The organism is Nocardia brasiliensis, from assembly GCF_042691675.1.
GTDB lineage: Bacteria > Actinomycetota > Actinomycetes > Mycobacteriales > Mycobacteriaceae > Nocardia > Nocardia brasiliensis_D.
Genome location: NZ_CP170507.1, coordinates 5965615 through 5987294 on the forward strand (window position 1 = coordinate 5965615; position 21680 = coordinate 5987294).

The following is a 21680-nucleotide window of genomic DNA, read 5'->3' on the forward strand; positions in this document are numbered from 1 at the left end:
TCGGAGGTGTCCAGCCGTCGATCCCGATCAGCGCGGTGCGGTGACACCTTGGGGCAGCACACTTCCGGACGCGCCATCGACAGGGATCGACTGCCCGTCGACCACGGCGGGCACCGTGCTGGTCGTCGCGTCGCCGCCCCAGTCACCGGCCCGCAGATGCGCCAGCGTGATCAGCGTGGCCACCACGAGAGCGCTCAACAGCGCCGCCACCGCGAGCACGGCGAACCCCACCTGCGCCTGCTCGACCAGCTCGGTCGGGTGAGCGCCGCGGGATTGGCGCACCGCCGAAGTCCGTATGCCACGGTCGTATACGACGACCGCACCCGCGGGCCGCGCACCGCGCGGCCGCCGGTCGACGGCGGATCGATGCGCCGAATCCGCCGGACGGACACGGAGGGTGCCGCGATGCACGCGCGGGATGGTATCGAAACCGAGATCGGCGTCGGCCGGGTCGATGTCGGTGCTGTCGATGCGGTCGGAGTCGAGGGCGTACGGTGCGCGACCCGCGCCGATCGCCGTGTTGATATCGCTGATCGCAGTGCTCATCGGACAAACCTCCGTGGTGGGTGCTCCGTCTGTGTTCGAGCTGGGTCGTTCGAGCTTGGCGGCCTGCCGGGGCCGTTCGGTGCCGCTGTTCGGTGCCGGTTTTCGATACATCGTTCGCTCAGGTGTTCGAAGAACTGATGTTCGATTTCTACCACGCGGCACCGACAATGTCAGTAGAAACGCCCGACATGCCTCGAACAGATGTTTGAAACATCGGCGCGACCGGGCTAGATTCGAAAGACGAAATTCAGGACAGGCCACGCAGGGATATGCCGGGCAGCGGATCAGCCCGGACACAGCAAGGAAGGGCGGTTGCGGTGAGGCACACAGACGACACGGGCGTAGAGAGCGAAGGCGGCGCCGACACGGCGGTTACCGGGGCGGATCTCACCGTGCGTCAGCGCAAAGTGCTGGAGGTGATCCGGTCCTCGGTGAGCGAGCGCGGCTACCCGCCGAGCATTCGGGAGATCGGCGACGCCGTCGGGCTGACGTCCACCTCCTCGGTGGCCCATCAACTACGCGCACTGGAGCGCAAGGGCTTTCTGCGTCGCGACCCGAATCGTCCACGCGCCGTGGATGTCCGCGGTCTCGACGAGGTGGGGCGCGCGGTGACCAGCTTGCACGCGGCCGCCGCCGTCGACGAATCCGACAGCGGCGCAGTCGATCCGACCAGGCCCACCCCGACGTTCGTGCCGGTGCTCGGCCGGATCGCCGCCGGTGGCCCGATCCTGGCCGAGCAGGCGGTCGAGGACGTGTTCCCGCTGCCCCGCGAGCTGGTCGGTGAGGGATCGCTGTTCCTGTTGAAGGTCGTCGGTCAGTCGATGATCGACGCGGCGATCTGCGACGGCGACTGGGTGGTGGTGCGCCAGCAGAACGTCGCCGACAACGGCGACATCGTCGCCGCCATGATCGACGGCGAGGCCACGGTGAAGACGTTCAAGCGCACCGGAAAGGATGTCTGGCTGATGCCGCACAACCCGGTGTTCGAACCGATCCCCGGCAACGACGCACAGGTACTCGGCAAGGTCGTCACGGTCATCCGCAAGATCTGACCGAGAGTCGACACTCGAACGGCCGCACGGCGATCCGTGCGGCCGTCCGGCGATCAGGCCGCAGTGCGCGATTCCCGCCAGTCTCGCCCGATCGATCGCATCAGGAGCGGATTCACCAGAAACACTCGAATCGGCTTGATGGCTGCCATATACAGCCTGCCGAACAGTCCGTTCGGCTTCACCAACGCGGTCATCTCACCGTGATAGCCGCCCGCCCCGTCCGGCACCCAACCGACGTGCATCAGTGCGTGCACCGTCCGGTTGGCGACCTCGGCCACCCACTCGGTGTCGGTCTGGTACACCGATTCGAACGGGACCACTTCGAAGTCCGGACCGCGTGGCCCGTCGCGCAGATCCGCGGGCAACCGGTCCCGCAGCGTTGCCACCCTGACGCCGACGCCCGCGTCGGGCTTGTCCAGGCCCAGCATCGCCCCCAGTTTCCAACGGAGATCGAGCAACCTGCGCACGACGGGGTCGGACACGTCTGTCGACGTGAACTGCCGCACGAATACCGCGAGGTCGTCGGGCCCGCCGGGTGTCGGTAATGCCCAGACGTCCTCGATCCGGAAATCGCTTGCCAGGTCGTGGATCCGCCACGGCCGGCGGGTAAAGCTGGTACTCGGGAGCTTCATGTGTCGACCTTTCCTTCGCGCACCGACCCTGCGGCCGACCCCTCGACGGTGCCCGGGACGAATGCCATCATGAGGTCATGATCGAGGAGCCGCGTTCGTGGCGTCTTGAACAAAACGGCAATGCCGTGTTCGCCGCCAGCTGCGGCGAGTACACCTGCTACGCCGAGAACACCGGGCAGCCCGACGCCGACCATCGCCATCCGGCATGGGAACTCGTGCTGTCCTGGGACGGTCCGCTGCGGGCCACCGACGAGCAGGGCAAGGTCCTAACCGCGCCGGGGGTGCTGATCCCGCCGGGGACCCCGAACACGACCCGGCAGCCGGGCGGCTTCACCTCCTTGTGGATCGATCCGTACTGCCTCGCGATCCCGGCTCGGGCGCGCATCCTCCCCCTCGATCAGGTCCAGGTTCGTCGGCTACTCGCCGCCACCACGGGTGACTTCGATTCGGCACGGCTCCGACACACCGTCCATCAAGTGCTCGGCGGCAGAACACAATTCATCGACCCTCGGCTGCGACAGGCGCTGGACATGCTGGACGACGGCACCGGTATCACCGAACTCGCCGACCGGGTCGGACTGTCGCCACGGCGGCTGCGCCAGCTGGCCGCCCGAGATCTCGGCGGAACGCTCCCGAAATTACGTCGCTGGCACCGCCTGCGCGAGGCCGGTCTCCTGCTCCCCTTCTATCCCGCCGCCGAAGTCGCCGCCCGCACCGGCTTCGCCGACCAGGCCCACCTGGTCCGCACCATGGCCGCGCTCACCGGCCGCACGCCCAGCTCGACACCGACCCGAAACGCCGCGGCCAGGTGCCGTTGATCAGGGAGCCGCGCGGCCGAAAGGATGTCAGAGCGCGGGATTCGTTCGGTTAGTGACGATTCCGGTCAGGATGATGCGTAAGCCGTGGTCGAACTCGGTATCGAAATCGGCGGCGGCGAATTCGGTGACCAGCCGAGCGGTCAGCGGGTAGCGGATGGTGTCGACGATCTTTTCGATGTGCTCGAGCCGGTAGGGATTGCTGTCATAGTCCACGCCGGTGCGTGCTTGTTCCTCGATGACGAAGCCGGTTGTGTAGTGCAGCAGCAGCGGGAAGACACGACCGGCGTCGGCCATCGAGAAGCCCGCGTCTTCGAGCGTACGCAGCGTCAATTCCACTGTGCGCCATAGTGCTTCGTCGTGAACGTAGGTGCCCGCGAGTACCTTCGCCCCATCGCGGTAGCGCAGCATCGCCCGGCGCAATCGGGCGGCGAGCTCGATCATCCAGTCCTGCCAGCTCTCACCCCGCCGTGGCGCCTCGACACCGTCGACCGCGGCGACGAAGACGGTCCTGGCCATCGCGTCGAGCAGTTCACGCTTGTTCTTGACGTGCCAGTAGAGCGCAGGCGCCTGGACATCCAACGCCGCGGCCACCTTGCGCATGGTCAGCCCGTCGAGACCGACGTCGTCCAGCAGTTCGAGCGCCGCTTGGGCGATCACCTGGGTATCGAGCTTCACTGCCGCCTCCTGTCGGGAATCGCTTGACAGCTTAACAACGTTCATGTCTCCTTAACAACGTTAAGTGATTTAACCTTGTTAAGGAGACAGTCATGGAGACGACCGAGGTAGTGGTCGCCGGTGCCGGGCCGACCGGACTGATGCTGGCCTGCGAATTGCGTCTGGCCGGGATCGAGGTGGCGCTGCTCGACGGGCTGCCGGAGCGCACGGGCGAATCCCGGGCCGGCGGTATCCACGCTCGCACGATGGAGATCTTCGATCAGCGCGGCCTGCTCGACCGGCTGGTCGAGCAGGGGCATCCTCTCCAGGCCGGTCACTTCGGCGCGCTGCCATTGAATTTCGCCGACTTCGACACGCGCTATCCCCACCTGCTCGCGGTTCTGCAGTCGGTGATCGAACGCGAACTCGAAGGGCGCGCGAACGAATTGGGGCTCGCCGTACGGTGGAGCTCGCCGGTCGTCGGCTTCCAGCAGGACGCGACGGGCGTGGACATCGAGATCGGCGGACCGGATGGCCCTCGGCGGATTCGGGCCGCCTACCTGGTCGGCTGCGACGGTGGCCGCAGCGCGGTCCGCAAGCTCGCCGGTATCGACTTCGCCGGAACCGGCGCGACGATGACCGGCATGCTGGCCGATGTCGAATTGGCCGAGCCGCCCGCGGAGCAGTTCTTCGGACGCCGCCGCGGTCCGGGCGACTTCTCGGTAGTGCAATTCCAACCCGGCTGGTACCGGCTGGTCGTACAACGGCACGACCTCATCTTGGAGCGCGGCAGCCAACTCTCGTTCGAGGACTTCCGGGCCCACTTCACCGAGATCGCGGGCACCGACTTCGGCATGCACAGCCCTCGATGGGTGACGCACTACGGTGACGCGGCCCGCCAAGCCGACCACTACCGGGACGGCCGAGTGTTTATCGCCGGAGACGCCGCGCACATCCACTATCCCGCGGGCGGTCAGGGACTGAATCTCGGTGTCCAGGACGCGGTCAATCTCGGCTGGAAGCTCGCAATTACGTTGCGCGGCAACGTCTCCGACGCCCTGCTCGACACCTACGAAACCGAACGGCATCCGGTCGGCGCCCGCGTCCTGCACAACACCCGCGCGCAGACCGCGCTGGCCCGGCCCGGCCCGCACATGGACGCACTGCGCGACACCATGAGCGATCTGATCGACCTGGACGAGGTCCGCCGACGACTCGGCCTCATGATCACCGCCCTCGACATCCGCTACGACATCAAGGGCGACCATCCACTCACCGGACGCCGCGTCCCCGACGCCGACCTCAGCACCACCGAAGGCACCACCCGCGTCTGCGAACTACTACGCACCGCCCGCCCGATCCTATTGCGCCTCAACGGAAACCAGACTCACACCGGCACCGGATGGCACGACCGACTCGACGTGGTAGACGCTCGAATCCACACCACCCACTGGACCCTCCCCGGCATCGGCGCCATCCCCACCCCCACCGCCCTCCTGATCCGCCCCGACGGCTACACCGCCTGGGCCACCAACACCCCCCACGACCCCACCCTCCCCGAAGCCCTCACCACCTGGCTAGGCCCCAGCCGTTAGGCGAACGGGACATGACGGAGCGCCTACTCGACCTTTTGCTCAGTCATGTCCCACTCGCCATACCGAGTGGGGGTGGGGTGGGCTAGGACTGGTCTTCGACTGGTGCGCCGGGGGCGTTCTTCTGTACTGATTCGATGCCGTTTTTTGCCGCGGCTTTGGATTCGTAGGCCTGGCTGACGGCGATGACCTCGCCGTTTGCCGCTTTCAGGTGCCAGCGGAACTTTCCGGCCTTGTCGGTGAACAGTTCGAATTTGGCGGCCATGGTGACCACGCCTTTCGCTCGACGGGTGAATACCTGCTCATCGAGGTAATAGACCGCCCAGTGTGCGTTCAATCCAGGAAATATGCGCTCAGCCGGATTCTGGTAACCGGGGTCCTACCGGGCACCGAACGTCGGCGCCCTGAACCACGCGAGGCTCAGCTCGAGTGATCCAGATCACAAACCAAGTCCGACCGACCGTTCGCTCCGAATAACCGAATGAAGTCGCACCTCCAACCCGGGATCCCGCGCCGCCCGCAGCAGGCGCGGGATCCCGGCTGAGCCCAGCTGCACCGCCACGACTCAACTGCCGGTCAGGACACCGGCGTCGATCGCATCCGCCATGGCCCGGTATCCGGCGTCACCAGGGTGCAAGTGGTCACCACTGTCGTACGCGGGGTTCAGCATTCGGGGGTTGCCGGGATCGGACATCGCGGCATCGAAGTCGATCACCGCGTCATAGGCGCCCGAGGTGCGGATCCAGGCGTTGACGGTCTGCCGCGTCTGCTCGCGCTCGGCGGTGTAGTAGGGCGAACCTTCGAAAGGCAGCAGCGTGGCGCCAACGATGCGGACGCCTGCGGCCCGGGACTGCCGGATCAGTTCGCGGTAACCGTCGATTAGGCGGTCCGCCGTTACCGTGGTGCGCGGTGCGGCGATGGGATCGGCGGAGTCGCTCATCCCGATGTCGTTGATACCCGCCAGGACGAGCACGGTTCCCACGCCCGGTTGGGCCAGCACGTCGCGCCGGAATCGGGACACCGCGCCGTCGCCGAGCAGCGTCGAATCGACGGTCACTCGATTGCCGCTGATGCCCGCGTTCAATACCGGGCGGGAAAGGCCATGGGCGGCAAGCTTTTCGGCGAGTCGGTCGGGGTAGCGACTGTTCATGTCGACGGTCGAGGCGTAGCCGTCGGTGATCGAATCTCCGAATGCCACCACCGCGTCCGGCCGGGGCGGGCCGGCGGCGTCGATGCCTGCCAGGTAGTACCAGGATCGGGACAGTTCGGTGAAGGCGTCGGCGGCCGGGTCGGCCCGATGGTCGCCGTCGGCCCGGTAACTGGTGGCGAGGGCCTGGGCATGGTGGGTTGCGGGTCCGGTGGGGCGAGCGAGGTAGAGGGTGACCGTCAGTGACTCTTGCGGTGCTACCGGCAACAACACCGGATCGGTGGCCGCCTCACCGCCGGGCGCGATCTGGAACCCCGGTCGTAGTCCGATCATCAAGGGCCGCACCGTGTCCGGATGCACTGCCGCACCACCCGCGGATCGAGCGATTGTCGCGCCGGTAACCTCCAGCGGCACTTGGCCGTACACATTCGACAGTCGGACGCGAATCTTCTCCCCGCGGCCGCCCACTCGAACCACTTGCCGCACAGTCTGATTCGTGAACCCGGAGATCGCCCACTCAGCGGCGGACGCGGCGACCGGCCGCTGCTGGGCGGTGACCCACACCGCGTCCCATTCCGTGGTCGCCGCGTTGCGCGGGCCGACCAGCGTCGCGACGAGGATCGCCCCGATCATCAGGAGTGCTGCGGCCACATATCGGATACGGACTCGTTGGAGGAGCTTTGCGATGTCAACCATATGGCAACACTATGAATCCACGACGAGCGTTCCAATGGGTAATTTGCTCATCCAAATGCCTCAAACACTCACCGAGGACGATTCAAGCGCGACTCTCGAACATGAACGCGCGAGGCATGTTCGAGTGTCGCGTAGCCATTCAACTGCGCAACCGCGCCACGGAACTCCCCTTACGACATCACCTGACAGATCGAAGAAGTGCGACCGCGAAGCGTCAAGCACCCAGGGCGCGGGCCAGGTGTGGCCACGAATTGTGCAGGTCCGCTTCGAACAGCCCCCACGTGTGCGAGCCCCGCGGGCGGTTGATGTGGACCGCGGACACGCCGACCTGGGCAAGTCTCCGGACGAAGGCGGCGGTGCACACACTGGCCAGCGCCTCGACCGGCGGCGAGGGCAGTCCGCCTCGATCTATCGCCCCGGGAATGCCCGTCGCGGCCGACAGATAGACGACCTTTCCGGCGAGCGCACCCGCCTTGGCGAACGCATCATGTGCCCGCCACCTCGGACCACCCGGCGCACCCCACATATTCACCGGATTGCCCCCGCCACGCATCACCTGGGCACTGACCATCGCGATCCCGAACGGGTCAGCGGCCCACGGGCACCCGCTGTACGCCGCGACGGCGCTATACCGGTGGGGTGCCTGGATGGCGAGGTCGACCGCGGACCCCGCACTCATCGACACTCCGGCGATCGCGTTGCGGCCGCTGGTACCGAGCCGGGCGTCGAGAACGCCAGGGAGTTCGCGGGTCAAGTAAGTCAGCCACCGGTTACGGCCGGCCACGGGGTCGTCGGCGATCCAGTCGGTGTACATGCTGAACGCGCCACCCACCGGCATCACCACGTTGACGTGCTTGTCGGCGAAGAACTCCCGCACATCGGTGTCATCCCACCAGGAGATACCGTCCTCGCCCCCGCCGATGCCGGTGAGCAGGTACAGCGTGGGCGCCGGGCCGCCCACGGCGCGAATCACCCGGTTGGACACCACACGATCCATCGACGGCGAGTAGACGTCGACGCGGTACGCGGAACGCCCCAGGGCCACTTCGCTCACCACGCGCGCCGAGGTGGGGGCCGCCGCGGCAGGGGTGGGCACGCCGGAAACCGTGAAAGCGGCCACCAGGATGCTGACGAGTGCTGTCAAATACTTTGAAGCCGTCATCAACTCCGGTTATACCGCCGAAGAGCGAGGACCCGAACCGAACACGCGCAGACCGGATAACAGGGTTATCGAACCGCAGCATTGCGGGCGCGCGACACCGATCCTCGCCCGTCGGTGCCGGGCTCACACCGGAAACGTTCACGCCTGCTTCGAGGCCAGCTCTATCACGGTGATGTCGGACGGTGCTCCGACGCGGACCGGCGGGCCCCACGCGCCCGCACCGCGCGTGACATACAGTTGCGTGTCACCGTAGCGCTCGAGCCCGGCGACGGTCGGATTGACAAGGCCCGCAAGGTAATTGCCCGGCCACAGTTGCCCACCGTGGGTGTGCCCGGACAACTGCAGATCGACACCGTGCGCAACGGCATCCTCGATGAGGACCGGCTGATGCGCCAAGAGCACGGCGGTACGCGACAGATCCCGGTCGCCGAGCGCCTTGGCGAAGTCGGGTCCCTGGCCGGTGCGCTCACCCTGGATGTCGTTGACTCCCGCGAGGTCGAATCCCGGCAGTTCCGTGCGGGTGTTGGCCAGCAGGTGTATCCCCAGTTCCTGGACGTGCTCGATCCACTGCTCGGCGCCGGAGAAGTACTCGTGATTGCCGGTCACGAAATATGCGCCGTGCCGGGCCCGCAAACCGGCCAGCGGCGCGACGGCGGGACGCAGATCCTCCACACTGCCGTCGACCATGTCACCGACGATCGCGATGAGGTCGGGTTGGGTGTCGTTGATCGTGGCTACCACGCGCTCGGCGAAACCACGGCCCAGAATCGGACCGAGGTGGATGTCGCTGACCACGGCGATCCGGAATCCGTGCGCCCGGCGGGGCAGCGAGGCCAGCGGCACGGTGAGGCGCTTGACCTGCGGGCCGCTCAGCACACTGTGGGTTCCGTAGCCGACTGTCGTTACCGCGGCGACCGCGGCCGCACCGCCCACGGCGCGAGAGACGAAGAGGCGGCGCGGCATTCGGGGTGCGTCGGCCGAATCTGGTGTCGGCAGAGTTGTGGCGCCGGGCCCCGGGACCCGCTCGACCGCCGCGACTGTCCGAGGAGATGTCCCGGTTGTCGCCGCGGTGTCCCGCTTCCACAACAAGGGGATCCGCACGAACTCGCCGATGAGCAACGCCAGGAGCAGATAGACGAAGACCGCACCCCACAGGTAGCCCGGCCACGCGATGAACTGCACGACCCGGAACGGAATTCCGGCGCGCTCGGTCATACCGGCCGCGATCAGCAATAACGGCCCGGCAACGAGAATCACCGTGCCGATCCGCCGACCGACCGATCCCGCGACCGTCGTGTCGCGCACCAGTCGCCGCCACAGGTACCAGTGGAGCGCACCGAATACAGCCAGGACCACAACCAGAACAACCACAATGCCCACGGCCGCACTCTCCATCACACTCCGGACCCGCAGCCCACGCTACCTAGGAGTGCGTAGCGGAATCGATCTCGACAGGTTTCCCACTGCCGCGCAGTGTTCGGATCGCTTTCGCGATCAGCGGCCAGAGCAGAATTATCGAGATCACCGCGTAAACAACGATGGAGAACCAGGTATCGACCAGTCCGCTGAGCGCTCCGTCGCTGATCTGCAAGGCCCGCCGCATCTGCTGTTCCGCGTTCGGACCCAGGATCGCCCCGATGATCGCGGGAAGCAGCGGGAGCCCGAATCTGCGCATGCCGAACCCGATTACGCCGATCACCAGCAATAGCACCAGGTCGACCGCATCGCCGCTGACTGCGTAGGCGCCGACGCTGGCGAAGAACAGGATTCCGGCGTACAGATAGGGACGCGGAATCCGCAGCAGCTTCGCCCAGATCGGCGCGAGCGGTAGATTCAGCACCAGCAACAGCACGGTGCCGATGAAAAGACTCGCGATCAGCGTCCACACCAGTTCCGATTCCCGTTGGAACAGCAGCGGTCCCGGCTGGATCCCGTACTGCTGGAACGCCGCCAGCATTACCGCCGCTGTCGCGGTGGTCGGCAGGCCGAGCGTCAGCATCGTCGTCAGCGTGCCCGCCGCCGAAGCGCTGGCGGTGGACTCCGGCCCCGCCACACCCTCGATCGCGCCCTTACCGAATTCGTCGCGATGCTTGGACAGGCGCTTCTCGGTGGTATACGACAGAAACGTCGGGATCTCGGCACCCCCGGCCGGTACCGCGCCGAAGGGGAACCCGATCAGTGGTCCACGCAACCACGGTTTCCACGATCGGTCGAAGTCTTGTCGGCTGAGCCAGGCGCGGCCCACCGGAATCGCTGTGCCCGGGCGACGTCTCAGATGCGCGGCGACCCACAACGCCTCCCCCACCGCGAACAGTCCGACCGCGATGATGATCACGTCGATGCCGTCGGCCAGTTGCAAGAAGCCGAACGTCAGCCGTTGCTGTCCGGTGATCGGGTCGAGCCCGATCAGGCCGAGCGTCAAACCGATGCCCAGCGAGGCGAACCCGCGGACCCGCGAGCTGCCGAGCACCGACGTCACCGCGATGAAGGCCAGCAGCATAATGGCGAAATAGTCTGGCGCGCCGATGTTTACCGCGAACTTCGCCACCGTCGGCGCCAGCAGCACCAACAGCGCGGTACCGGTGATACCGCCGACGAAGTGACCGATCGCCGCGGTCGCCAGCGCTTGCGCGCCGCGCCCCCGCTGCGCCATCGGATAACCCTCGATCGCGGTGACCACCGCCGCGGTTTCACCGGGGGTGTTGAGCAGGATCGACGTGGTCGACCCGCCGAACATGCCCCCGTAGTAGATACCGGCGAACATGATGAACGCGCCGGTCGGCTCCACGCTGTAGGTGATCGGCAGCAGCAAGGCCACCGCCATCGCGGGCCCGATCCCGGGCAGCACACCGATCGCGGTGCCGAGCAGCACCCCGACGGCGGCCAGTAGCAAGTGTGTCGGGGTCAGTGCGGTGCCGAATCCGGCGACCAGATTTCCCAGTGCGTCCAAGTCAGATCACCCGCTCGAGCGGGCCACCGGGCAGCGCGACGCCGAGCAGCTGCACGAAGACGATGTGGGTGACCAGCGCGAGGATGACCGCGACCAGCGGGTCACGTAACCAGTGCCTGCTACCCAACGCGTAGGCCGCCCCCCAGAACAACAGCGTGCCCGCGATCGGGAAGCCGACGATGTCGATGAGCACGATATTGGCGACGAACACCCCGACCAGCAGCGCGACGGTTCGCCACTCCGGCGGCGTGGACAGGTCGATGTCTTCGCCGCCCTCCGCCTCCCCCTTCCCGCCGCGCAACACATCGACGGCCAGCACGACGGCGACCAGCAGGAGCAGCGCACCCACCGCCACCGGCATTGCCTTCGGCCCGACCGGGCCACGCTGGGTGAAGTTCGTCGACATCGTCATGGCGTCGACGATCACCACGGCGCCCGCGCCGGCGAGCAGCGCGGCCACGGCGAGCTCGGAACGCTCGCGCAGCCAATCGGTCAGGCCGCCGGTATTCCCTCTCCCCTCGCCGCGCCCCTGCTCACCAGCGCTCGTCCCGGGACCGCTGCCCGCCGGTCCGCCGGTGCTCATCCCAGCCCCAGTTCCTTCAGCACCGAGCCGACCTGGTCGGTCTGCTGCTGGATGAAGGTGCCGAACTCGGCGCCGGTCAGGAACGCGTCACCCCAGCCGTTCGTGCTGACCGCGTCCTTCCACTGGGCCGAGTCGTGCATCTTCGTGTAGGCGTCGACCAAGGCCTTGCGGTCGGCGTCGCTGATGCCCGGCGGCGCGACGACACCGCGCCAGTTGGTGAATTCGACGTTGATACCAGCCTCTTTCAAGGTCGGCGCGTCGACACCCTCGATCCGCTTACCGCCGGTCACCGCGAGCACCCGCAGCTCACCGGCCTGAATTTGGTCGAGGTATTCGCCGACTCCCGAAACGCCGAAGGCAATCTTGTTGCCGAGCACCGATGCCAGCAGCTCGCCGCCGCCGTCGAACGGCACGTAATTGACCTGTCGCGGTTCGATACCGATGGCCTTGGCCACCAGCATCGGCGCCAGGTGATCAGGGCCGCCCGGTGCGGAGCCACCGCCGACGGGGACCGCACCCGGATTCGCCTTCCACTCGCCGACCAACTGCTTGATGTCGGTGTACTTGGAATTCTTCGACACCACGATGATGTCGGGCTCTTCGAGCAGCCGGGCGATCGGCGTGGTGTCGGACAGCTTCGACGGTGATTTGTTCGTATAGACGCTGCCGACGACACCCAGGCCCATCTGCATGACCAACTTGCCGTTGCCGTTCTCGCCGACCAGTCGGCCCAGGCCAACGGTGCCGCCTGCGCCCGGCAGGTTGAAAACCTCGACCGAGCGGGCGATTCCGGCCTCCTCCATCGCCTTCGCGGAGGTGCGGGCGGTGATGTCGTACCCGCCACCCGGGGAATTCGGCACCATGATCCGGACGCCGGTCAACTTGTCGGCCGAGCCGCCGGCACCGTTGCACGCCGTCAGCGCGACTGCCACGAAGACACCTATACAGGCGGTCAGCAGCTTCGGAGTTCTCACTGTCGATCCTCATCTCGCATCGTTGAGCTGGCCGAATTGTGAGCTGGCCCACCTGGTTCTGTCAGCTTTGCGGCCGAAACGGTCGTTGTGGTCATAGAGTTCACGCTGAATGCGGCACGCGCTCAGCACGTTTCGGTGAGACTGGCGGCGGGCACGGGGCCAGGAGGTACGAGGTAGACGTGGGCAAGAAGGGCTCGCTGGCGCGTCAATTGCTGGCCCTGCAATTGCTGATCGTGCTCGTGCTGCTCGCCGCGGTCGCCGCGGTGGTGGTCGCGCAGGTGAGCGAGACGTTCCGGAACACCGAGTCGCGGCGGATGCTCGGCATCGCCGAGGATGTCGCCGCCAACCCGAGTCTGCGTGTGCTGCTGGCCGATCCGAAGCAACATCTCCGGTTGGCGCCCTTCGCCGCATCGGCGCAGGTGGCCTCCGGTGCCGATGTGGTGGCAATCGCCAGAGCCGACGGCAAGGTGCTCACCTCGCAGAACCCGGCCGAGATCAGCAGGCCGCTCCAGTTGGCCGGTTCGACGGTGACCGAGGGCCGGGCCTGGGTCGGCGAGATCGACGGCTCGGTGATCGCGCATGTCCCGGTGATCGCGCAGGAGCAGCACCGGCTGGTGGGTTACGTTGCGGCGCAGAAGAAGCAACCCGCCATGTGGCAGATCCTGGTCGAGTCGTTTCCCGGGCTGCTCAGCCTGCTCGGCATCGCGTCCGTCGTCGGTGTCGCCGGTTCGCTGTCGGTAGCTTGGTGGCTGAAGCGACAGACCTTCGGGTTGGAGCCCGCCGAGATCACCGGACTCGTCGAACATCGCGAGGCGATGTTGCACGGAATCCGGGAGGGCGTAGTCGGATTGGACCAGCAGCAACGGATCACCTTGGTCAACGATCAAGCCAAAGCGCTGCTGACGCTCGGCGATGTGGTCGGGCGCAGTGTCTACGAACTCGGGCTCAACGAGCGGATCCTCGACGTGTTCACCGGGAAAGCCGAGGGTGCCGACTTGATCGGACTGCGCCGCGGCAAGGTGCTGGTGATGAACCGGACCCCGATCCGATGGGATCAGCACACGCTGGGTGCCGTTGTCACACTGCGTGATCGGACCGAACTGGTCCGGCTGCAAGATCAACTGACCGAGAATCGGAACACCGCGGACACGCTGCGCGCGCAGGCGCACGAGTTCAGCAACCGCCTGCACACCATCGCGGGACTGATCGAGCTCGGGGAGTACGACGAGGTGCATCGCTATGTCGACCGGGTCAGCGCCAATCGCGACCAGTGGCAGGCTCGAGTGACCAGCAAGGTCGGCGATCCGGCGGTGGCCGCGCTGTTGATCGCCAAAGCCAGCCTCGCCGCCGAACAGGGGGTCGGCTTGCGGTTGGCCGAATCGAGCGAACTGGGTGAGGTGGACACCGCGTTGTCCGCCGACATCGTCACGGTGCTCGGCAATCTCGTGGACAACGCGCTCGATGCGCTACCCGGTCCCGGTACGAGCACGGGGTGGATCGAGGTGGATCTGCGGCAGTCGGACACCGCGGTGCATGTGGTGGTCCGTGACTCCGGTCCCGGCGTTGCCCCCGAGATCGCACAGGAAGTGTTCCGGCACGGTTTCACCACCAAAGCCGCCGAGCAAGGCGGCCAGCGCGGTCTCGGTTTGGCCATCACCCGGCAGGCGTGTGTCCGGCGCGGCGGCGTCGTTTCCGTGCACAACGCCGAGGGTGCGGTGTTCACGGCGACCCTGCCGATGATCCCGGAGGGGCGCGGATGATTCGGGTACTCATCGTCGATGACGACTTCATGGTGGCGAAGGTGCACAGCGGGTACGTCTCGAAGACACCGGGATTCACCGTCGCGGGCGTGGCGCGTACCGGTGCGGACGCGCTACGCATGATCGGCGAACTACGTCCCGACCTGGTGCTGCTGGATATCTATCTGCCCGACATAGACGGGTTGTCGGTGCTGCGCGGTATTCGCGAAAGCGCCGAGGCGACCGATGTGGTGGTGATCAGCGCCGCCGACGACGTGGACACCATCCGCGCCGCCATGCGCGGTGGAGTGCTGCACTATCTGATCAAGCCGTTCACCTATGGCGCGCTCTATGACCAGCTCCAGCATTTCGCCGTATTGCACACCAAGCTCGGTGTGCTCTCGCGCGCCGCGCAATCGGATGTGGATCAGGTCTTCGCGGGTCGGCCGCGCGGCTCTGCGACGCTGCCGAAGGGCTTGACCGCGCAGACGGCGGAATTGGTAGCAGGCGTCCTGCGCGCGGCCGAGTCGGATCTGTCCGCCCAGGAATGCGCCGATGCCGCGGCGCTGTCCCGCGTCAGCGCCCGCAGGTATCTCGAGCATTTCGCGGAGACCGACCGCGCCGAGGTGCGCTTGCGTTATGGCGGGACCGGGCGGCCCGAGCGCCGGTATCGCTGGATCGCGGCCGATCCACGGCAGTAGCGACGCCGACCTGATCGCTACCGGCTCACCGCCTTCTTGTACTGGCGGATCGCCAAGGGCACCGAGATCACCAAGATCAGCGCGCTCCAGAGCAAGGAGGCCGCGACCGGATGCTGCATCGGCCATACGTCGGAGGCGGGCATTGCTGGATGGGTGTTTCCGAACAGCACTCGGGAGGCCTGGACGACCGCCGATACCGGGTTCCATTCGGCGATCACCTTGAGCACGGTGGGCAGCCGACTCGGATCCACGAAGGTATTGGCCACGAAGGTGGCCGGGAAGATGATCATGAATACCGCGTTATTGTAGACCTCCGGGGTACGGATCGCGAGGCCGACGATGGCCATCACCCAGGACAGCGCGTAGGCGAACAATAGCAGGATCCCGAAGCCCGCGAGCGCTTCCAGCAGCGAGGTGCGTACTCGCCAGCCGACCAGCAGTCCGGTGAGCCCCATGACGACAAGGCTGATCACATTGATGAAAACGTCGCTGACCGTTCGTCCGACGAGGACGGCCGAGGACGACATCGGCAGGGATCGGAAGCGGTCGATGATGCCCTTCTGAATGTCTTCGGCCATGCCGAGTCCGGTCCAGGTGCCGCCGAAGATGACTGTTTGCGCGAAGATGCCCGCGATCAAGAACTCCCGGTAGCTCATGCCCGGCATGTCGATCATGCTGCCGAGCACGAAGGCGAAGAGCAGCACGAACATGATCGGCGACAAGGTCGTGAAAACCAGCAGGTCGGGGACTCGCTTGATCTTGATCAGGTTTCGTTTGGTGATCGTCACGCCATCGCTGACCGCCATGGTTATCGAGTTCAACGCCAACCTCCTTCGGTAGGGCTCAGTAGCTGAACATCAACGACATAGGCAGCGGCGGCGTTGCGCCGTCGGCCGCGTCGACAGTATCGCGGGTGCCACCGACAAATCCGCCGTATCAACCACTAGAACGAAGCACGGGTAAAGCGTTGAGAATGAGCGTCCCGCCCGGGGAGGAGTTAGTTGCGCCTTTCGAGCGATCTGTCTTCAGCCGAGGGCGGCGATGCTTAGAAGTACGGTTACCAGGCCGAGTGCCGCCAACGCTGCTGTCGCGATAATCGCTCTCCTGCGCACACGATGATGCATGGCCGACGATGCGGCGAGGAATTCGCGTGCGAGGTGGGTGAGATTGTCGTGGCCAGTGTTCTCGGCCACGGTGAGACCGGCCCCACGGTAGCGCAACGACGGATCTCGGTGATGCGAATCCCATTCCGCCGCATCGATTTCCACCCGTTGACGAGTCAGGTGCCCGACCCGGTCCTCGTCGATCCAGGCCCGCAGCCGCGGCCACGCTTCGAGCACGATCTCATGGCTGAGATAGGCCGCGGTCGCGTCGACCGTTACCACGCGCGCGCGGATGAGGGCTTCCAAGACCGTCTCCGCGGTTTCGGGGTCGCCGGTGCGCTGAACCAGTTCGGCGCGTGTCGCATGGCGGCGCGTGTCGGGTGAATCCTGTCCGATGGTCACCAAACCGAGTAGTAGTTGCTGGGCGACGACTTGCTGGGCCGGGGACAACGCCGTCCACGCTTGTTCGGCGATCATGGCCACCGAACCTACGACTCCGCCTGCTTTGCGGTACCCGGCGAGGGTCAGCCGTCGATGCTCGCGCCGCCGCCAGGTTGCCGCCATGACGTGCGACAACAGTGGTAGCGCCGCCGGGTCGAAGCTGTGCTCACCGTGATGTCCGCTCAGCACGCACAGCTCGGCGAGCACCAACTCCTCCAAACCGGCCGCGAGTTCGAGGCCAGACCTCTCGGCGGGCTGCACGATGGCCCGAGTCAACTCGTCGGCGGACATCGAGCCGAGGCGATAGCTCGACTGCCGGAGGGCCTCGGCCAGGATCGGATAGGCGAAACACCGTGCGGAGAAGTCGGCACGTACCGCGGCGACGACGACAGTCGGACTTCCACCGCCGGGTGTGCCGAGTTCGCCGATGAGCTCGATGAACGCCTGCCGTTCCCGTTCGTCGCCGCAGACGGTGAACAGTTCCTCGAACTGGTCGATGACCACCAGGCGGCGGTCGGGCGACTTCGGCTCCACTGCGCCTGTGAGGGCCCGACGAACCGTCTTCGTCGGGGTCGCACCGGGCGTAACGCTGACGACAGACCATTCGTGCGGAGCGGTCCGGAAGGCAGGCACGAGTCCGGCCCGCAGCAGTGACGACTTGCCCGCTCCTGACGCGCCCACCAAGACGACCAGTCCGCCTCGTGCCGCGGTACTGCGCACCAGGTCGATGAGCTCCGTGGTCGCCTTCTCCCGGCCGAAGAACCGGTCCGCGTCGGTGGAGCAGTACGAGGACAGGCCGAGATACGGAGCGGTCGCGTCGACCAGTTCGGATTCCGGCTCCCGCGCAACCGCTGCCTCCCACAGCCTGCGCCATTCCAGCACCTGAAGCAGCGCCGCAGGTACCGGCGAACCTGATGCTTCGGCCTTGTCGATCAGCGTCAGCAGCACGGGTAGGAACGAGTCGAAGCGCGCGGGCAGGTTTCGCCCGGCCTTCCAATCGCTGATCCGTTGCGACCCGACGCCGCCGCTGCCGTCGGCGTGCCTGGTCGCGCGCATGTGCTCGTCCGCCGCCGCGACTCGCCGCAATGGCGGGCTGCCCGCCGCCGTGTACAGCGCCGCGAACCTTCGCTGGAATTCGGTTCTGGGTGAGACGATCCTGTTGCTGGCCTCAGTACCAATATCCGAAAGCCGTTGTGCGACACCGTGACCTGCGCGATCCGTCGATCGCGCGTTCTCGACCTTGTTGTCGGACACGTTAAATCCCCCCCGGGCTCAAACGCTGTCACCCGCCGGTTGTCCGGCAGGTGTTGGTGTGTCACTAGTTATTGACGCGAGCGGCCCCCAGACGGTTCCATCGTTTGCCAGAATCTTCCTGTGCGGCTGAGGGCCGGGATATTCGAAGCATCCGCAGACAGTGAAATGGCGGTACCCCCGGAGGGATACCGCCATAGAACAGCACCGGCTTCGGACCGGACGGCCGCCTATCAGGACAGTTTCAAGCTGCGCCCGATGATTTCCTTCATGATCTCGGTAGTGCCGCCGTAGATGGTCTGGACGCGAGCGTCCATGTAAGCCTTGGCGATCGGGTATTCCTTCATGTAGCCGTAGCCGCCGTGCAGCTGGAGACAGCGGTCGATGAGCTCGACCTGCTCCTCGGTGCTCCACCACTTGGCCATCGCGGCGTCCTCGACGGAAAGCCTGCCCGCGTTGAGGTCTTCGATGAAGCGGTCGACCAGGACGCGGACGGCCGTGGTCTTGGTGGCCAGTTCGGCGAGGACGAAGCGGGTGTTCTGGAAGGTGCCGATCGGCTTGCCGAAGGCTTTGCGGTCGCGCACGTACTGGATGGTCATGTCCAGGCAGGCCTCCATCGCGGCGGCCGCCATCACGGCGATGGACAGGCGCTCCTGCGGCAGGTTCTGCATCAGGTGGATGAAGCCCGCACCCTCCTGGCCGAGCAGGTTGGCGGCGGGGACGCGCACGTCGGTGAAGCTCAGCTCCGCGGTGTCCTGCGCCTTCAGGCCGAGCTTGTCCAGGTTGCGGCCGCGCTCGAAGCCGGGCATGCCGCGCTCGACGACGAGCAGGCTGAAGCCCATCGCACCCTTGTCGGGGTCGGTCTGCGCGACCACGATGACGATGTCGGAGTTGATGCCGTTGGTGATGAATGTTTTGGCACCGTTGAGCACCCAGTCGTCACCGTCGCGGACCGCGCGGGTCTTGATGCCCTGCAGGTCGGAACCGGTGCCCGGCTCGGTCATCGCGATGGCGGTGATGATCTCACCGGCACAGAAGCCGGGCAGCCAGCGCTGCTTCTGCTCCTCATTGGCCAGTTCCAGCAGATACGGTGCGATCACATCGTTGTGCAGCGCGAAGCCCAGACCGGAGTACTGGCCGCGGACCGACTCCTCGGCGACGATCGCGTTGTAGCGGAAATCCTTGACCCCGCCGCCGCCGTACTCCTCCGGCATGGCCATTCCGAGGAAGCCCTGCTTGCCGGCCTCGAGCCAGACCGAGCGGTCGACGATCCCCTGCTCTTCCCACTTCGCGTGGTTCGGTGCGACGTGCTGATCGAGAAACTTGCGGAACGACTCCCGGAACAAATCGTGTTCGGGTTCGAACAGTGTGCGCTCCACACCAACCTCCTAGTGACCACACGGGCCGGTCCACACCGACCGTCGTTGTCCCATACGGTACCCGGAACGAGAATCACAGTTCACTTCTGGGCTGGAATCGTTGCCTCACCAGGAGCGGTGCCGGCAGTCCAGGAAGAAGATCGAGATTCCTGACAAACCACACGGGCGCGGCGGTGTCCTCGACCACAGAATTTCGACCCGGCGTTAACCCGCTGTCCAACTTTTGGTGAACATCGGCATGCGACGGTGGGGCCATGGCGGCGACCCTCATCGCGACGGCTCCGACCGGCTCCGTTGCGTCTTCCCCCGGCTCGACAACCCTGCCACCGGCGCGTCCGGTGGAACGTCTCGGACTGGCCGTGCTGCTGGCCGGTACCGCGATCGCGTACCTGTGGAACATCACCGTCAACGGGATGGCCAACAACTTCTACGCGGGTGCGGCCTGGTCCGGGTCACAGAACTGGAAGGCACTGCTGTTCGGATCGCTCGACCCCGGCAATTTCATCACCGTCGACAAGCCGCCGGTGTCCCAGTGGATCATGGGACTATCCGGGCAGCTGTTCGGGTTCAGCAGCGCGAGCATGCTGGTACCGCAGGCGCTGATGGCGGTCGGCGCGGTAGCGCTGTTGCACGCGGCAGTGACGCGCGCGACCGGAAGCCGAGCCGCCGGACTGCTCGCCGGTCTGGCGCTGGCGGCAACTCCGGTGGCGGCCATGATGTTTCGGTTCAATCACCCGGATGCGGTGCTGGTGTTGTTGATGACCGCGTCCGCCTACTGCACGATCCGGGCGCTGGAGCGGGCGAACGGGCGCTGGTTGATGCTGGCCGGTGTCGCGCTCGGCTTCGCGTTTCTGGCGAAGCTCCTCGAAGGGCTGATGGTGTTGCCCGCGCTGGCCATCACCTACCTGATCGTCGCGCCTACTTCGTTGCGGAATCGGTTGTGGCACTTGGTCGGTGGAGCTGCGGCGTTGATCGTGTCGTCCGGCTGGTATGTGCTGCTCACCGCCGTCTGGCCGCCTTCGTCGCGGCCGTACCTGGCCGGGTCTTCGGATAACTCGTTCATGGATTCGGTGGTGGGGTTCAACGGCTTCGGCCGGTTTCTCGGCCATACTCCGTCGGCCGGTCGGATCGACCTGCCGTCCGGTTACCAAGCGCCGCCCGGGCTGCTGCAGAGCTTCAATGATTTCGGGTCGCCGGGGCTGGGCCGACTGTTCGTGGGCGAGAGCGGGTTCGAGATCTCGTGGTTGGTTCCTGCCGCGCTGCTGGCGTTCGTCCTGGTCCTCGCTTCGCGATGGGGGTTGCCGCGCACCGATCCGGTTCGTGGTGCGGCGCTGGTCTTCGGGTTGTGGCTGATCATCGTCGGCGGCGCGTTCAGTGCGATGGGCGCTATCGAGCACTCGTATTACACACTGGCGCTCGCGCCCGCCGCGGCCGGGACGGTCGCCGTTGGCGTGCACGAGCTGTGGCTGCGGCGCGAAGAGGCGTTCGGCAAGCTCGGTGCCGCTGCTCTCATTTCGGCCATGGGCGTATGGGCTTTTGTTGTGCTGCAACGGAATTCCGAATGGCTGCCGTGGTTGCGCTGGACCATCGCCGCGACCGCGGTGGTCGCCGCGCTCGGTCTGGTGATTACGGCGATACCGGCTACGGCTGCGTGGCGTACGGTGCGGGCTAGGGTGACAACGGTTTTGGTGGTCATCGGGGTGCTCGCCGGGCTCGGCGGGTCGGCCGCGTACGCGGCGGCGACGCTGCAGCAAGCGCACGGCGGGCGCAGTCCCGCTGTCGGTCCGGCCAAACCAGTGGAGACCGGGATCGCCGCCCTCATCCGGCGGCAAACGCAGAACTTCGCCGATGGTGGGGCGTTCACCAATCCGCAGCTCGTCACGATGCTGATGAATACGACGACAACGTGGTCGGCCGCGGTGGATCGGGGATCGATCGCCGCCGCACTGGAATTGGCCAGCCGCACACCGGTGATCGCCATCGGCGGGTTCGCCACGGAGGATCCGGCGCCGACGCTCGAGCAGTTCCAGGAGATCGTTGCCCGTCATCAACTGACCTATTACCTGGTGCAGGAGATGCAACTACCCGCGTCCTGGCGAGTCCCCGGCCAGCCAGGAACTCCACCACCGCCGGACAAGCCGTGGCAAGTGACCGGAAAGCCGGAGATCGCGGACTGGGTGTCCCACCACTACACCGCCACGCACATCGGCAGCATCGCCGTGTATGACCTACGGCCACAACCGAATTGACCTGCACCGTG

Annotated in this window: 19 protein-coding genes; 6 read left to right on the forward strand and 13 right to left on the reverse strand. The window is 66.2% G+C overall.

What is annotated here, in order from left to right:
• Positions 1-27: 27 nt before the first annotated feature.
• A complete protein-coding gene (locus ACFK0J_RS27405; protein WP_378732090.1) occupies positions 28-546 on the reverse strand; it encodes a hypothetical protein in 519 nt (172 codons plus the stop codon).
• A gap of 317 nt (positions 547-863) precedes the next feature.
• Between ACFK0J_RS27405 and lexA the strand changes: the two genes are divergently transcribed.
• Positions 864-1598 carry a transcriptional repressor LexA gene (gene lexA, locus ACFK0J_RS27410; protein ID WP_378732092.1) on the forward strand — a complete coding sequence of 245 codons (735 nt, stop codon included), beginning with the start codon at positions 864-866 and terminating at the stop codon, positions 1596-1598.
• Between the two features lie 53 nt (positions 1599-1651).
• Here lexA and ACFK0J_RS27415 read toward each other — a convergent pair whose 3' ends face one another.
• The gene (locus ACFK0J_RS27415; protein ID WP_378732094.1) at positions 1652-2230 is read right to left on the reverse strand and encodes a DUF2867 domain-containing protein; all 579 of its coding nucleotides are present in this window, start codon (positions 2228-2230) and stop codon (positions 1652-1654) included.
• 77 nt (positions 2231-2307) lie between these two features.
• On the opposite strand from ACFK0J_RS27415, the gene ACFK0J_RS27420 reads away from it, so the two are divergent.
• Positions 2308-3048, forward strand: a complete 741-nt coding sequence (locus tag ACFK0J_RS27420; RefSeq protein WP_378732096.1) for a helix-turn-helix domain-containing protein — start codon at positions 2308-2310, stop codon at positions 3046-3048.
• A gap of 27 nt (positions 3049-3075) precedes the next feature.
• Here ACFK0J_RS27420 and ACFK0J_RS27425 read toward each other — a convergent pair whose 3' ends face one another.
• Entirely contained in the window at positions 3076-3723 is a 648-nt protein-coding gene (locus tag ACFK0J_RS27425) for a TetR/AcrR family transcriptional regulator C-terminal domain-containing protein (RefSeq protein WP_378732097.1), read from the reverse strand.
• Positions 3724-3815: 92 nt separating this feature from the next.
• Between ACFK0J_RS27425 and ACFK0J_RS27430 the strand changes: the two genes are divergently transcribed.
• The gene (locus ACFK0J_RS27430) at positions 3816-5297 is read left to right on the forward strand and encodes an FAD-dependent monooxygenase (protein WP_378732099.1); all 1482 of its coding nucleotides are present in this window, start codon (positions 3816-3818) and stop codon (positions 5295-5297) included.
• An 82-nt stretch (positions 5298-5379) separates the two neighbouring features.
• On the opposite strand, the gene ACFK0J_RS27435 is transcribed toward ACFK0J_RS27430, so the two are convergent.
• From ACFK0J_RS27435 to ACFK0J_RS27465, 7 genes are all read right to left on the reverse strand, one after another.
• The gene (locus ACFK0J_RS27435) at positions 5380-5559 is read right to left on the reverse strand and encodes a YegP family protein (protein ID WP_378743050.1); all 180 of its coding nucleotides are present in this window, start codon (positions 5557-5559) and stop codon (positions 5380-5382) included.
• 300 nt (positions 5560-5859) lie between these two features.
• Positions 5860-7137 carry an SGNH/GDSL hydrolase family protein gene (locus ACFK0J_RS27440; protein ID WP_378732101.1) on the reverse strand — a complete coding sequence of 426 codons (1278 nt, stop codon included), beginning with the start codon at positions 7135-7137 and terminating at the stop codon, positions 5860-5862.
• Between the two features lie 214 nt (positions 7138-7351).
• The gene (locus ACFK0J_RS27445) at positions 7352-8299 is read right to left on the reverse strand and encodes an alpha/beta hydrolase (RefSeq protein ID WP_378732103.1); all 948 of its coding nucleotides are present in this window, start codon (positions 8297-8299) and stop codon (positions 7352-7354) included.
• A 138-nt stretch (positions 8300-8437) separates the two neighbouring features.
• Positions 8438-9679, reverse strand: coding sequence for a metallophosphoesterase (locus ACFK0J_RS27450; protein WP_378732105.1), 1242 nt, complete (start codon positions 9677-9679; stop codon positions 8438-8440).
• A gap of 43 nt (positions 9680-9722) precedes the next feature.
• Positions 9723-11249 (reverse strand): tripartite tricarboxylate transporter permease, encoded by a 1527-nt coding sequence (locus ACFK0J_RS27455; protein ID WP_378732107.1) that lies wholly within the window; start codon positions 11247-11249, stop codon positions 9723-9725.
• A 1-nt stretch (position 11250) separates the two neighbouring features.
• Complete coding sequence (locus tag ACFK0J_RS27460) at positions 11251-11832, reverse strand: tripartite tricarboxylate transporter TctB family protein (protein ID WP_378732109.1); 582 nt, start codon at positions 11830-11832, stop codon at positions 11251-11253.
• Positions 11829-12806, reverse strand: coding sequence for a Bug family tripartite tricarboxylate transporter substrate binding protein (locus tag ACFK0J_RS27465; RefSeq protein ID WP_378732111.1), 978 nt, complete (start codon positions 12804-12806; stop codon positions 11829-11831). The genes ACFK0J_RS27460 and ACFK0J_RS27465 overlap by 4 nt, the downstream gene beginning before the upstream one ends.
• A gap of 179 nt (positions 12807-12985) precedes the next feature.
• On the opposite strand from ACFK0J_RS27465, the gene ACFK0J_RS27470 reads away from it, so the two are divergent.
• Positions 12986-14566: an ATP-binding protein gene (locus ACFK0J_RS27470; protein WP_378732113.1), complete on the forward strand. Its 1581-nt coding sequence runs from the start codon at positions 12986-12988 to the stop codon at positions 14564-14566.
• The gene (locus tag ACFK0J_RS27475; protein WP_378732115.1) at positions 14563-15246 is read left to right on the forward strand and encodes a response regulator; all 684 of its coding nucleotides are present in this window, start codon (positions 14563-14565) and stop codon (positions 15244-15246) included. Before ACFK0J_RS27470 ends, ACFK0J_RS27475 begins: the two co-directional genes overlap by 4 nt.
• Before the next feature lie 17 nt (positions 15247-15263).
• Here ACFK0J_RS27475 and ACFK0J_RS27480 read toward each other — a convergent pair whose 3' ends face one another.
• From ACFK0J_RS27480 to ACFK0J_RS27490, 3 genes are all read right to left on the reverse strand, one after another.
• A complete protein-coding gene (locus ACFK0J_RS27480; RefSeq protein WP_378743052.1) occupies positions 15264-16052 on the reverse strand; it encodes an ABC transporter permease in 789 nt (262 codons plus the stop codon).
• Between the two features lie 219 nt (positions 16053-16271).
• Positions 16272-18044: a hypothetical protein gene (locus tag ACFK0J_RS27485; RefSeq protein ID WP_378732117.1), complete on the reverse strand. Its 1773-nt coding sequence runs from the start codon at positions 18042-18044 to the stop codon at positions 16272-16274.
• Between the two features lie 230 nt (positions 18045-18274).
• A complete protein-coding gene (locus ACFK0J_RS27490; RefSeq protein WP_218470386.1) occupies positions 18275-19420 on the reverse strand; it encodes an acyl-CoA dehydrogenase family protein in 1146 nt (381 codons plus the stop codon).
• Positions 19421-19674: 254 nt separating this feature from the next.
• Between ACFK0J_RS27490 and ACFK0J_RS27495 the strand changes: the two genes are divergently transcribed.
• Entirely contained in the window at positions 19675-21669 is a 1995-nt protein-coding gene (locus ACFK0J_RS27495) for an ArnT family glycosyltransferase (protein WP_378732119.1), read from the forward strand.
• Positions 21670-21680: the final 11 nt, after the last annotated feature.

Excerpts from the sequence above, each read along its gene's own strand:
- ACFK0J_RS27440 (WP_378732101.1), bottom strand. The coding sequence starts at position 7,137 with ATGGTTGACATCGCAAAGCTCCTCCAACGAGTCCGTATCCGATATGTG.
- ACFK0J_RS27435 (WP_378743050.1), bottom strand. The coding sequence starts at position 5,559 with ATGGCCGCCAAATTCGAACTGTTCACCGACAAGGCCGGAAAGTTCCGC.
- ACFK0J_RS27475 (WP_378732115.1), top strand. The coding sequence starts at position 14,563 with ATGATTCGGGTACTCATCGTCGATGACGACTTCATGGTGGCGAAGGTG.
- ACFK0J_RS27495 (WP_378732119.1), top strand. The coding sequence starts at position 19,675 with ATGGCGGCGACCCTCATCGCGACGGCTCCGACCGGCTCCGTTGCGTCT.
- ACFK0J_RS27480 (WP_378743052.1), bottom strand. The coding sequence starts at position 16,052 with ATGGCGGTCAGCGATGGCGTGACGATCACCAAACGAAACCTGATCAAG.
- ACFK0J_RS27460 (WP_378732109.1), bottom strand. The coding sequence starts at position 11,832 with ATGAGCACCGGCGGACCGGCGGGCAGCGGTCCCGGGACGAGCGCTGGT.
- ACFK0J_RS27415 (WP_378732094.1), bottom strand. The coding sequence starts at position 2,230 with ATGAAGCTCCCGAGTACCAGCTTTACCCGCCGGCCGTGGCGGATCCAC.
- ACFK0J_RS27430 (WP_378732099.1), top strand. The coding sequence starts at position 3,816 with ATGGAGACGACCGAGGTAGTGGTCGCCGGTGCCGGGCCGACCGGACTG.
- ACFK0J_RS27445 (WP_378732103.1), bottom strand. The coding sequence starts at position 8,299 with ATGACGGCTTCAAAGTATTTGACAGCACTCGTCAGCATCCTGGTGGCC.
- ACFK0J_RS27420 (WP_378732096.1), top strand. The coding sequence starts at position 2,308 with ATGATCGAGGAGCCGCGTTCGTGGCGTCTTGAACAAAACGGCAATGCC.
- ACFK0J_RS27405 (WP_378732090.1), bottom strand. The coding sequence starts at position 546 with ATGAGCACTGCGATCAGCGATATCAACACGGCGATCGGCGCGGGTCGC.